The organism is Acinetobacter sp. WCHAc060033 (assembly GCF_004209125.1).
GTDB classification, from domain to species: domain Bacteria; phylum Pseudomonadota; class Gammaproteobacteria; order Pseudomonadales; family Moraxellaceae; genus Acinetobacter; species Acinetobacter wuhouensis.
Genome location: NZ_SGSW01000016.1, coordinates 30,459 through 42,836 on the forward strand (window position 1 = coordinate 30,459; position 12,378 = coordinate 42,836).

The following is a 12,378-nucleotide window of genomic DNA, read 5'->3' on the forward strand; positions in this document are numbered from 1 at the left end:
TGATCTAATCTCAATAGGCGATAATTAAAAGGACGAGCAAGAATTAAATGACTGATGGTGATTGATTCTCTCGTGATTTTTAAGCATAGTTGAATGATGTGTGACTCATCCTCGGATTAAAATCAAAGGAATATTAGAAAATGTTATTAGAACTTACCCAAGATTTAAATCCACATCAGGCTTATCGTATAAAAAAACTAAAAAGAAATTTGGCACATGCTGAATGCTACGAGGAATGGAAGTCCATTGCTTTAAAGCTAGACTCTGAAACAGGTGCGCAAGAGTGGAAACTGGATAATAGCTCACCGTATTTTGATGCTGAGATTATTTCCCATCGTTTAAATTTATTACGTCGGTACCGTCAACAAGGTCGTACTCAAGATTTGATGTATATCCTACGTGAAGGATTTAGTCATGACGTTGCAAATATTGGGCATCCGATGTTGTTTGCACATGCCTATGTCGGTACCAAAAAACTGATTGAAGATTATATTGATGAAGTGAGCAAAAGCCTTGCTTTTATTGCTTCTGAAAGTTGCCAAGAATTGTGCTTAGACAGTAAGAAAAGCTTTTTTGAAAATTGTGAAAAAGCCTATGGTCAGCCTGCACTGATGTTTTCAGGTGGTGCAACCTTAGGCTTATTCCACAGTGGTGTGTGTAAGGCGCTGATGGAACAAGATTTAATGCCAAAAGTATTGTCTGGCTCAAGTGCGGGTGCAATCATGACAGCAATGTTAGGTGTCAATGAGCCGAGTGAAATTCCGAATCTTTTAACGGGTGATCAGTTCTATAGTGAAGCGTTTCATTTCCGTAGTGTAAAAGAATTACTCAAAGGTAATGGTGGTTTTGCGGATGTACGTTATCTCAAAAAATTTCTTGTTGAAAATTTGGGTGATGTGACTTTTGCCGAAGCTTTTGAAAAATCAGGTTTAGACATCAATGTAACCGTTGCACCGTATGATATTTCGCAAGAAGATGCGCGAATTATGAATAAATATACTTCACCTGATTTATTGGTGTGGAGTGCGGTCTTGGCATCTTGTGCAGTACCTATCTTATTTCCACCCGTGCGTTTGACCAGTAAGCGCTACGATGGATTACATACACCATATTTAGCCAATACGCGTTGGGTGGATGGCAGTGTGCGCAATGACTTCCCGCAAGAACGCATGTCACGTCTTTATAATTTGAATTACACCATTGCCAGTCAGGTAAATCCTCATATTGTGCCGTTTATGCAAGATGATGAGGATCGTTATCGTAAGGATTTATTGAGTTGGCCACAGCGTATTGTTCGTTCACAGGGCAAGATGGCAACGATGGGTGTTATGGACTTCGCGCGTGGGCGCATGGGGCGTGTACCTACGATTCGTCGTCTATTAGATCATGGCTATGGTGTTGTGGATCAGCGTTATTATGGTGATGTGAATATTATTGGTAATTATAGCTTGCGTCATTATAGTTATATGTTGCAAAACCCGCGTCCGCATTTATTTAAATTGTTGCAACGTGAGGGGGAGCGTGCAACTTGGCCGAAGATCTCCAATATTGAAACCCATGCACGTATTGGTAAAACCATTCAGCATTGTTTGGAAGTTTTGAATTTTCCAACTGAAAAGAAAACTTCCACAACACAATTATCAGAAGCATGAGTGAAATAGAGCTTCCTCAAGCGCTTAACTCATTACAAAGTCAAAAGTTTGGTCGCCGTGTTTATCAAATTCAACAGGGCGATCAAAGCTATTGGCTTAAGTTACAATTAAAACAATCGAATCAGGCGTATCAAGATAGTTTTTTACATGAGTTAGACATTTACCAACAATTAAATCGTTTTGAAAAAGTAGATCAAAGTTTTCTCTGCAACTTTTCTATTTTCAATCCCTATCAAAAATTCAATTTAAAAGAAGACGTATTTGATCAAGCCTTATGGATTGAAAACGTTCCTGCATTGTTCGCTACACATCCCAATCAACTTGAGCTAAGTGATATTTTTTCAACGTTAATGTTGAGCCTTGAAGTTTTAGAACAGTTGCATGATTTGGGTTATGTCCACGGTGATTTAAAAACTGAGCATTTTAGATGTTCGCATTTAAGACGTCCGCATCTAAGAGTAGCTTTAATTGATTATGAGCAATGTTTTCATGTTACGGATGTTGGAGTCATGCCGAATACAGCGACACCGCGTTATATGGCACCCGAATTGTTTCATGCAGCACCAAAGTCATTTGCAACAGATCTTTATGCTTTAGGAATAATTTGGTTGGAATGGCTGACTCAGCGCCGTTTAACTGCAAAAAGCTATCAAGATTGGGCAATTTTGCATTGCCAACAGCTTGAAGTGGACTTACCGAGTCGATTTAAAATATTTGAAGCGGTTTTAAAATCCATGCTAAAGAAAAAAGCAGGGCAACGTTGTACAAATATTTATCAAATAAAACAACAATTAAGCCAGATTGCTTAAACTAAAAGCACTATTCACTACTTTTGTTTTTTATTTAAACAAACGAGTGTCTTTTTATAAAAAAGGGCTTGTCATACCTAAGTGATCTCTATAATATACACAGCCATCGGGGACGTGGCGAAATTGGTAGACGCACTGGATTTAGGTTCCAGCGCCGCAAGGTGTGAGAGTTCGAGTCTCTCCGTCCCCACCAAGCAATTCATTTGGTGGTACGAAAGCCCGATGAAATGTTATAGAGGATTGGTGTAATGGTAGCATGACGGTCTCCAAAACCGTTCGTCAAGGTTCGAATCCTTGATCCTCTGCCACTTATTTTAAAGATTCCACTGATGTGGTTTTTTATTCGGGGACGTGGCGAAATTGGTAGACGCACTGGATTTAGGTTCCAGCGCCGCGAGGTGTGAGAGTTCGAGTCTCTCCGTCCCCACCATATTTGAAAAAGGCATGATGAAAATCATGCCTTTTTTATTGCCTAAAAATTAGAATTAAAAACATCAAAAATTATTATTTGCACGTACCCCTCGTTTGGGGAATATATTCTGTGGAAAAATAAGCATAGCCTATAAATCGAGTGTGAATGATTAAAAATAGAATAGGTAATTTTATGAATAAAATCTTAGTTGTGATTGGCTGTGTAGTCTCATTGAATTGTTTTGCAAATAATGATGCAGCGTTATTGCAACAGCAAATGAATGTTTTGAAAAATATGGGCGTAGATAATGCAGAATTGATGGATACTATGTCACGCATGCAAAAAGACTTTGCAGATGATGAGGAAAATGAGGGGAGTACTAAACAGCAAGCCAAGCCATCCCATTTTAAGACTTTGGGGCAATCAGATAAGGCGTCTTGTTCAACGGGTGAGGTACAGTTAGATACGATTTGCCAAGCTGCAATGTTGCGTTATCAGGCTTATCTTTCAGCGCTTGCAGCAAATGAATCTGAGAAGAATATAGAAACTTTATATTCGCAACATCAACAAGCGACAGAACATTATATTCAAGTATATCAAGCGCTGTCGCGTTAGTTAGCTTAGATAAATTTGGCTGAATTTAGATAAAATAAAAAGACCTCAGTGAATCACATGAGGTCTTTAACAGAGAGCTTCATTTTAAACATACGTTGATTATGTAAAATGGATCAACATTAGGCCTTTAAATGGTCTTCAAATTCTTCACCGAGTTGCATGGCTAAATTATTGCCTGATAAATCACACGTGACTAAACCATATTCTTTTTTAAAGCTGAAGGTAAATCCTTTATCATCAGCCAAAGTTTTTACAGAGTATCCCAGTTTTTCTAACCAGATACGGAAAGCGATCAAATTTTTTGCTTTAACAACCTTTTTCACAGAAGATCTCCTTAATTCCTGTCTATAAATTTAATAGGGATGACCACTAAATTTTTAAAGGGGGAAATTTGATGAAACTTATTTTTTATACCAATATTTGATCAGTTAGAGAAATGGGTCTTTTGTAGCAGAGCGTATTTTTTCTCTTTAAATGTGAAATGCAATTTAACAATTTTTAAAAATAAATAGGTAAAACAATGAATTATTATAATATTTTAAATCAATCTGTAATATTTTGATGCAAAAATAGGGAATAAAAAACCAAGACTGAATCAGTGAAAATATTTTTATAAATGTAAGAAATAATTTCAAAAATAATGATCTTCCAATTTATGCATTGGATAGGTGTAAATTTAGAAAGTTCAAGATATCTTTAAATAAAATCGACTGATCTTGCCCTAAGGTCATCAAGTGCCCAGAATGAGGATAAGCTTTGATCATTTTTTCGGAACTTGAGATTTGTTCAAAAATATAATGCGCAGACTGTTCATATAATGCTTCATCCAGTTTGCCAAAAAGAGTAGCTGTAGGCGCATGGATTTTATTTAAGTTTTGCATTGTTGAAACCACAAAGTTTTCAAACTGTTCGAGTTGTGGTTGAGCCTTGATATATAACTGGGCAATGTTCAAGACCTGCTGATCAGTTTCAAATTGTTGTAAGTATTCAGCGTATTTACTTAAGCGTTGAAATAAATCTTCGACAGAGCGAGTTTGTGGCGCTGACATACTGATACAAGCACTAATAGGAAAGCTTTCAGCGAGTTTTAGGGAAAGCAAAGCACCTAATGAAATGCCAATCACCGCAATTTCACGATAACCCTGCTCAATAAAAAAATTGTAAGCTTGGATGACTTCTTGCCACCAATCATTAGGATTAAATTTTAGAAACTCATCCATCATTAGCCCATGTCCTGCATAGCTAAAACTATAGCAAGTGTATTGATGTTGATTTAAAAATACAGCTAATGGTTTTACATCACGATAGGTACTGGTATAGGAATGCAATAAAAGCACAGCTTGCGCTGAACCTTTTAAAAACATCGGCTTTGGATGAATTAGTTTAGGCATGGATTGAAAAGATATTGTCTATTGAGTAACTCATTTGCAGAAGCGAACAAGCTTTAGCAGAAACAATCAATGTGTTTAAAAGTTATCTTTCAAGGCGCGAATGCGTGCAAACTCCTCGGAACTTTCAACACGTAAGAACGGGTTAGTTTCTAGTTCTAACTCGATGGTACTTGGTAGGGTAATCTCACCACGTTCACGTAATTGTTTAACTTCTTCAGCACGTTGTTGAATAGCGCGATTTTCAGGTTCTATATGCAAGGCAAACTGAGCATTCGACAGTGTATATTCATGGGTGCAATATACTTTGGTGCGTGGTGGAAGTGCAGCTAGACGATTCAGTGAATGATAAAATTGTTCTGCGGTACCCTCAAACATTCGACCACAGCCCATTGCAAATAACGTATCACCACAGAACACCATGTCCAATGCATCGATAAAATAAACAATATGACCTAAGGTATGTCCAGGCACTGCAATGATGTCAATGTTTAAACCATGAAATTCAAAATGATCATCATGTTGAAGTGGGTGAGTAATAAACGGAATGTGACTCAGTTCAGCACGAGGGCCATAAACAGGAATATTTTGATCGGCAATGAGTTCGGGAACGCCACCAATATGGTCTTTATGCCAATGTGTGAGCCAAATTTGCTTTAGATTTAAATGATGATCAGCACAATATTGCTCAACTAACGCTGATTCAGTAGGGTCTACGACAATAACATCATGACTCGATGTTTCCTCAAGTAACCAGATATAGTTTTGTAATTGGTTTTTGACATCGATCACGTGAATTTTAAATTGCATCTTTGAATTCCATTGTTAGCGCTGCTTTTATTTAATCTAAAATAGGTTGTTTAAACAAGTTTAACATTTTGAACACTCATTTTTGTGTCAAAGCATTAACTTTAAGTTTTAAGACCCAAAAATGAAGTTTCAACGAATTAAATTGCAAACAAGCTGTTTATGGGAATGAAGTGCGCCGTAATCCATGTAATCCTACTGCACCATATCGTGCTGAATTAATGAAGAAAATTGCGTGGGTGTGGATTGAGACAATCAGTTTGAGTGATAGTTATCCAATGCTATTTAACAGTGCATTTACAATTCAAAATGCGCTTTTATATTCAGTATTTACCTGACCTTAACAAGCAATTGCTTGATTGATGGCTAATGTATTGAGTTTTCCATTTTTAAAAGCAAAATGAACAGAAGCGGTATAACCGATTTCAAAATCAGCAGGATTCTTTAAGAACTGTTTCACTTCAGATGGATCGAGCATAAGAACACTGACGGAGTTTGTTCCAGTTTTGGCACTGTTTGGAAAGTCTTTTTTAAACTGGTTCGGTGTATATTGCTTATTGATTACTTTTGAATTAATCAGGATGGTATCCGTCATAGATTGAGCATTTGCCCAACTCAACCAAACCATGCCTTTGGTTGTACCAAGTTGTTGAAAATTATTTTTAGTTTTATAGAAATTTTCAGACTTTACTTGAGGATTATCCTCACTATAAATTTCGAATTTTAGGTTTTTTCCAGTTGATGTCGACGTGGAATATTCATAATTTCCTGTACATTCTGAAAATTGTTTATTGATTTTTTTAGAGGGTTGACCAATCAATTTTTCAACTTGAGTTGATGGAATTGCATTGATGAGTTCAATACCATTTACTTTTACCGAAGTGGTGTAATCAATAGAGCTTTGTGCAAACGTGGATGAAGTTGTTGTTAAGCATAGCGTTGTTAAAATAAATGATAAGATTTTCATTGTTACCGTCAGTGTATTTGTAGGAATATTTTCATTTGTAATTATGCATGAATTCTTTATGCATAAAAGCGTGCGTAAAAATAATACATAATTTACAGACCTTTTTCTTCATTTTTTAGATGATATTGATCTGCATAGTTTTGAATTTCCTTAAAAATAAGATCAGCTTCTGGTTTGTCTAAAGTGATCCCAAAAGAGAGGGTATTTGATTTGTGTTTTAAATGAAGATTGCCTTTTTTAGGGCGAGGTAATTGGCTTTTGTTGGCATAGTATTCTGAATAGTACATTTTCTCGAAGTTTTCAAATAAAACGGTTTGAGTTTCTTCACAGTTTTTTTTAAGAAAATACAAGGGCATATATTTAGTAATCGTGATTTTATTCTGATTGATATAAATTTTTTCAGTGCCTTTGGAGAGCCATAAAATATTTTCAATTGTAAGATAAGTGAATGTACAAACAAAAGCAGCCCACAACATCAAAAAGCCACTCGCATTTGTATCGTCACCAAAAAAGACATCATACATGTCTGAAATTCCTACAATCCAAAAAAAACTTAACACAAGAATATTTATAAAAATATCAAGAAAATATTTTGATTTATCAAATTGAATATCAATCTCAGTGTGATCATTTAGATGATTGATTTGAAACGTATTATTTTTATTATCCATGGTTTTAAAGTGTTAGATCATAATTTTATCTTATTCTATATTGTTAGATAATTAAGTAAATAAAGCAAAGCCCTCAGAAGAGGGCTAAACTTAAAAATCTTGATGATGTGTCTATCGTAATTTAGACAACCAATCACCAAGGCTTTGCACGATTTGTACCAAGATTAATAGTACAATCACGGTTAAGATCACGACACTGGTGTCAAAACGCTGATAACCATAAGAAATGGCCAAGTCACCAATACCGCCTGCACCAACAGCACCAGCCATTGCAGTTGCACCGATCAAGCTAATCGTTGCAGTTGTTAAATTTAAAATCAAAGAACTACGTGCTTCAGGAATAATAAATTTAAAAATAATCTGGCTAGGTGAAGCGCCCATTGCTTGTGCAGATTCAACAATCCCTTCATTGACCTCAAGTAAAGACGTTTCAATCAAACGACCAATATAAGGACCGACATAGATGGTCAAAGGAACAATTGCAGCCCAAGTCCCGATTGAAGTCCCAACCAATAATTTAGTCAGTGGAATAACAGCAATCAATAGAATAATGAAGGGAAGGGAGCGTAAGGCATTCACAATCGGGTTCATCACATGATAAACCGCACGATTCGGCATGATACCGTTTGGGCGTGTTACCAATAAAATGATTGCTTGAATAAAGCCCCAAATCGTTCCAAATAACATTGCAAAGAATACCATGTGACAGGTTTCTTGCATGGCAGTAACAAATTGATCAATAGATAACGAGCTTTTCCAGTAAGGCGCAGTCAGTTCTGTGAGCCACTGTACGATTAAATCTCTCATACGGTTACTCCTGATTGGGTCACTTTCACACCTTGTGCTTCGAAGAAGTTGATGACTTGTTGAATAATCGCAGGATCACCCAATAATTGAATAAACATCTGTCCGATCACTGAACCATTAATTTCAGTCATGTTGGCAAATAAAATATTCAAACTAATATCAAATTGTTTAATCGCAGCTTGAACTACAGTTTCCTGAGCAGAAGTGCCTAAGAATTGCAGACTATAAATACTCTTATGATTTTGATTTTCTAAATTGTTGAGAATATTTACAGGAAGCTGTTGTTGTAGAACTGTTTGAATAAAATTCTTGGTTGTAGGATGCTGTGGTTGACTAAAGATTTCTAGGGTTGAACCTGTTTCAATCACTTTACCTTGTTCCATCACTGCAACATAGTCACATACAGATTCAATCACATCCATTTCATGAGTGACCATGACGATGGTAATACCTTGCTCTTTATTGATTTTTTTCAATAATTCCAAGACGGATTTAGTCGTTTGCGGATCAAGTGCAGAAGTCGCTTCATCACAAAGCAAGATTTTAGGATGATTTGCCAGTGCACGAGCAATCCCGACACGTTGCTTTTGACCACCTGAAAGTTCATCTGGATAAGCATCTTTTTTATGCTTTAAATCAATAAATTCAAGTAACTCATTTAAACGTTTTTCACGTTTGTCTTTACTTACACCGAGCAATTTCAACGGCATTTCAATATTATCTGCTACAGTTTTGGTTTGTAGTAGGTTGAAATGCTGAAAGATCATGCCGATATTGGCACGTTCTTGACGAAGTGAGCGAGCATCCAAAGCAGTAAAATCTTTTTCATTGATGATAATCTGACCTTGAGACGGACGTTCAAGCAAATTAATCAAGCGGATTAAGGTACTTTTACCTGCACCACTATAGCCAATAATGCCAAAAATACTGCCTGCTGGAATGGTTAAATTAATTTCATCCAGAGCAAGTAAGGTTTGACCTTTGAGATCATAGTGTTTGGAAATATTTTTAAATTCAATCATATCGTCAAAAAAATGTACAAAAAAGAAAAACAGGCAAAGTCACTTTGCCTGTTTAATGAAAGTCATTATAAGACTATTTTGATTCTGTAAGATAGCTTACAGGTTTATTTACATCAACTTTCGTACCTTGGAAATGATCTTGGATGTATTTTTCTACAGCAGCAGTATGGTAAAGCGTACCTAATTTTTGCAATGTAGGATCATTCTTACGCGCATCGGCAACAGCGACGATGTTGACATTCATTTTAGTTGATTGATCGATAGGCTCATGGTAGATCGAGTCTTTAATCACGTTAAGACCACCTTCCATTGCCAAAACGTTACCTAGAACAATTGCATCAACTTCATCTTTGGCACGTACAGCAGTTGCCATTTGAATTGGTTTAATCACAATTTTTTTCGCGTTTTCAGTGATATCTGCTGGTGTACCTTTAACATCATCAAAACCAGCTTTAAGTTTAATCAAACCTGCTGATTGTAATAATAACAACGCACGAGATTCATTTGCACCATCATTTGGAATGGCAATGGTTGCACCATTGGCAAATTCTTCAACTTTTTTCACTTTGCTTGAATAGATACCCATAGGCTCTAGATAAGTCGTTGCAATCGGTGCAACTTTTGCTTTGTTGTTGTCATTATAAGCGACCATATATGCATACGATTGGAATGCATTTGCATCGATTTCATTGTTTGCTACAGCCGTGTTCATAGAAACATAATCAGTAAAGTTTTTAACTTTTAACTCAATTCCAGCCTGTTTAGTTTCTGGCAATGTCGCAATATAGTTCCAAATGTCTGTGTCTGAACCGCTTGAAGCAAGTGTAACTGTCGTTAATTCACCAGCAGGTGCTTTACCTGCTTGTTCTGCTTTTGGAGCGTCTTGTTTACCACAAGCAGCAAGAGTTAGCACAGAAGCACTCAGTAAAACGCCAAACAACTTATTCATGGATAATTCCTAACAAGGAAATGCAGAAGTAATTCTTATGCATTCTCGATGGTTGAGATCAATTTTTAACATTTTTGAAAATAAATCATGCTTTTGACCATTCGTCTTTTGGCATGCTTTATATTTCGTACATTTGAGGATTAGAGTACAGATTTAATGAATTAGATTTTTTAAAACTGATTCTAAAGATTTGTTTATCATATCAATAAATTTATATTATACATAGGGGCTGATTTTTTAAATCATATACCTTGAGAGCGATTTGAATTCTATAATTTGAGTCAATTTAATAATAAAAACAAAAACTTTTGTTTATTCTTTGGGGGATCCGTTCATGCAATGGTAATTCACTAGATATAATTTTTTTTCAATTTTATATATGATTTTTGAATATCAATGAAAGCATAGCGCAGTTTTTCTTGAAAGCTTTGATCGATTGATTCTATTTATAAGCTGTGGGATGTGAGCTAAGTATTTGAGCAAAGTCGAATCAATAAAATATCCAACTTTGCTCGATATATGATTTGGGGTGATGCTAAATCCTATTTAGTGTCAGTAAATTCACTAACAGGTTGATTGACTTCGACTTTGGTTCCAGCAAATTTGTCACTAATGAATTTTTGTACTTGTGGTAAATGATAGAGATTTCCTAATTTTGTATAAATTGGATCATCTTTATGAGCTTCTGCAACACCCAATAAATTGACATAAATTTTGGTGGTTTCATCTACAGGCTCATGAAATATAGAGTCTTTTAATACATTTAATCCACCTTCAAGTGCTAGGGTATTGCCCAAGACAATTGCATCCACATCTTTTTTCACTCGAACGGCAGTGGTCATTTGTATTGGACGGAGCTTTAATTTTTTAGGGTTTTCAATAATATCGTTAACAGTGCCTTTACCTAAGTCAAAATTGGGCTTAAGTTTGAGTAAACCTGCTGATTGTAATAACGACAGGGCGCGTGCTTCATTTGCTGTATCGTTTGGAATGGCAATAGTTGCACCTTGCGGAAATTGCTCTACAGCCTTCACTGTATTGGCATAGATTCCCATTGGTTCAAAATAGGTTGTTGCAACAGCAGCAATTTTTTCTTTATTTGAAGCATTGTAAGCTGCGAGATAGTTGAATGATTGGAAGGCATTTACATCTTGCTCGCCACTTGCAACTGAGGTGTTTAATACCACATAGTCGGTTAGGTTTGTGACTTTTAAGTCGATCCCTGCTTGTTTTGTTTCAGGAAGATCGGAAATATATTTCCAAATGTCTGTATCTGCGCCAGTTGATACGAGTTTAATTGTTTGTAGTGTTTGAGTTGAACCTTGATCATTTTCTTTTGATGTTTGATTTTGCTCGGGTTTGTTACCACATGCGGATAAAGTCAGTACAGATGCACTTAGTAGAATGCCAAACAGTTTATTCATGGATACTCCAAGGATTTGAATATATTATCTTGAATTTTTAAACAGCGTTTTTTAAAGCATAACAATAAATTTAGAGCTTTCAATGGGTAGCGTAGGCTTAGGATATTTGGATGAAATTGACAGTTAAGATGCATATTTTTATAAAGTAATACAAATCAAGCAATTATGTGTTTTAAAAAGGGTGTATTGGTCAAATGATATACTTATTTGTAATATATAATATTTATTAGCTTTGTTATGAATTTATTGTATATGGGTTTTTACTAGATGAGTAAGCGGTATAGAGATGTATCTATGATATTTAGAGAATAGAAGAGTTATAGATCAAGGATTAAAAAATGAATGAAAATACTCTTTTACTTGCGGAGTGTGGACGAGGAGAGTTTAGTAAAGAGAATAATTTGATCAGTTATGATCGTATAAACTCTAAATTAATTGATCGACGCTGTGTTAAAGACAGTGAAAATAGCCGTGCAGAATTTCAAGCGACGACAGGTTTCTTTTATCGCTTTTTAGATTGGAATAAAAATATAAGGTTTGCGGCACTTTTTTTGGAAAATGATCAGCTCATTTTTAATTTTGAGAAGCAAGAATACATTATTAAAACAGTCCGTACGACACGTTTTCTTTTATGGAAAAAGATTATAATTAATAACTTAACGCTTAAGGTTTATTCACCTATTAAAACTATTTTTATAGCGACTGATATGTTTCCAGAAGATGTTGAGCCAATTTATGGTCGGTTTTCAAATTTATTAAGTACGAGTCAGATTCAAGAATTCATAGCATTTTTAAAAGTAAGAAAGGATAAAATTTAAAAAACCCACCTAAGCGGGTTTCATGACTTAAATGAAT

General features: G+C 35.6%; 13 protein-coding genes, 3 tRNA genes and 1 pseudogene. 8 read left to right on the forward strand and 9 right to left on the reverse strand.

Translation table 11 applies throughout. From position 1 onward, the window contains the following. Window positions 1-140 precede the first annotated feature (140 nt). The 6 genes from EXE10_RS09025 to EXE10_RS09050 all read left to right on the forward strand — a co-directional run bounded on the left by EXE10_RS09025 (window position 141) and on the right by EXE10_RS09050 (window position 3,488). Window positions 141-1,652, forward strand: a complete 1,512-nt coding sequence (locus EXE10_RS09025; RefSeq protein WP_068974342.1) for a DUF3336 domain-containing protein — start codon at window positions 141-143, stop codon at window positions 1,650-1,652. Further along, on the forward strand, window positions 1,649-2,461 hold the full coding sequence (locus EXE10_RS09030) for a protein kinase domain-containing protein (protein ID WP_130113138.1): 813 nt from the start codon (window positions 1,649-1,651) through the stop codon (window positions 2,459-2,461). The genes EXE10_RS09025 and EXE10_RS09030 overlap by 4 nt, the downstream gene beginning before the upstream one ends. A 108-nt stretch (window positions 2,462-2,569) precedes the next feature. Beyond that, window positions 2,570-2,654 (forward strand) — tRNA-Leu (locus EXE10_RS09035). 41 nt (window positions 2,655-2,695) lie between these two features. After that, window positions 2,696-2,769: transfer RNA gene (locus tag EXE10_RS09040), tRNA-Trp, on the forward strand. 37 nt (window positions 2,770-2,806) lie between these two features. Then, window positions 2,807-2,891 (forward strand) — tRNA-Leu (locus EXE10_RS09045). A 174-nt stretch (window positions 2,892-3,065) separates the two neighbouring features. After that, the gene (locus tag EXE10_RS09050) at window positions 3,066-3,488 is read left to right on the forward strand and encodes a hypothetical protein (protein ID WP_087552769.1); all 423 of its coding nucleotides are present in this window, start codon (window positions 3,066-3,068) and stop codon (window positions 3,486-3,488) included. A gap of 119 nt (window positions 3,489-3,607) precedes the next feature. Here the strand turns inward: EXE10_RS09050 and EXE10_RS09055 are convergent, their stop codons facing one another. From EXE10_RS09055 to gloB, 3 genes are all read right to left on the reverse strand, one after another. Then, window positions 3,608-3,811 (reverse strand): hypothetical protein, encoded by a 204-nt coding sequence (locus EXE10_RS09055; protein ID WP_068974339.1) that lies wholly within the window; start codon window positions 3,809-3,811, stop codon window positions 3,608-3,610. A 330-nt stretch (window positions 3,812-4,141) separates the two neighbouring features. Then, on the reverse strand, window positions 4,142-4,879 hold the full coding sequence (locus tag EXE10_RS09060) for an alpha/beta hydrolase (RefSeq protein WP_130113139.1): 738 nt from the start codon (window positions 4,877-4,879) through the stop codon (window positions 4,142-4,144). A gap of 75 nt (window positions 4,880-4,954) precedes the next feature. Further along, a complete protein-coding gene (gloB, locus tag EXE10_RS09065; RefSeq protein WP_130113140.1) occupies window positions 4,955-5,686 on the reverse strand; it encodes a hydroxyacylglutathione hydrolase in 732 nt (243 codons plus the stop codon). A gap of 149 nt (window positions 5,687-5,835) precedes the next feature. Here gloB and EXE10_RS22140 point away from each other — a divergent pair. Continuing rightward, window positions 5,836-5,928: pseudogene (locus EXE10_RS22140) on the forward strand (DUF4951 domain-containing protein); the annotation flags it as partial. Between the two features lie 95 nt (window positions 5,929-6,023). On the opposite strand, the gene EXE10_RS09070 reads toward EXE10_RS22140, so the two are convergent. The 6 genes from EXE10_RS09070 to EXE10_RS09095 form a co-directional block, all read right to left on the reverse strand. After that, window positions 6,024-6,650: a hypothetical protein gene (locus tag EXE10_RS09070; RefSeq protein WP_130113141.1), complete on the reverse strand. Its 627-nt coding sequence runs from the start codon at window positions 6,648-6,650 to the stop codon at window positions 6,024-6,026. Window positions 6,651-6,742: 92 nt separating this feature from the next. Continuing rightward, window positions 6,743-7,321, reverse strand: coding sequence for a hypothetical protein (locus EXE10_RS09075; RefSeq protein WP_130113142.1), 579 nt, complete (start codon window positions 7,319-7,321; stop codon window positions 6,743-6,745). A 111-nt stretch (window positions 7,322-7,432) separates the two neighbouring features. Beyond that, window positions 7,433-8,128 carry a methionine ABC transporter permease gene (locus EXE10_RS09080; protein ID WP_068974334.1) on the reverse strand — a complete coding sequence of 232 codons (696 nt, stop codon included), beginning with the start codon at window positions 8,126-8,128 and terminating at the stop codon, window positions 7,433-7,435. After that, complete coding sequence (locus tag EXE10_RS09085; RefSeq protein ID WP_068974333.1) at window positions 8,125-9,150, reverse strand: methionine ABC transporter ATP-binding protein; 1,026 nt, start codon at window positions 9,148-9,150, stop codon at window positions 8,125-8,127. The genes EXE10_RS09080 and EXE10_RS09085 overlap by 4 nt, the downstream gene beginning before the upstream one ends. A 73-nt stretch (window positions 9,151-9,223) precedes the next feature. Beyond that, on the reverse strand, window positions 9,224-10,099 hold the full coding sequence (locus EXE10_RS09090) for a MetQ/NlpA family ABC transporter substrate-binding protein (protein ID WP_130113143.1): 876 nt from the start codon (window positions 10,097-10,099) through the stop codon (window positions 9,224-9,226). A 542-nt stretch (window positions 10,100-10,641) separates the two neighbouring features. Next, on the reverse strand, window positions 10,642-11,523 hold the full coding sequence (locus EXE10_RS09095) for a MetQ/NlpA family ABC transporter substrate-binding protein (RefSeq protein WP_130113144.1): 882 nt from the start codon (window positions 11,521-11,523) through the stop codon (window positions 10,642-10,644). 338 nt (window positions 11,524-11,861) lie between these two features. Here EXE10_RS09095 and EXE10_RS09100 point away from each other — a divergent pair, with 338 nt between their 5' ends. Beyond that, window positions 11,862-12,341, forward strand: a complete 480-nt coding sequence (locus tag EXE10_RS09100) for a hypothetical protein (RefSeq protein WP_130113145.1) — start codon at window positions 11,862-11,864, stop codon at window positions 12,339-12,341. The last annotated feature ends 37 nt before the right edge of the window (window positions 12,342-12,378 follow it).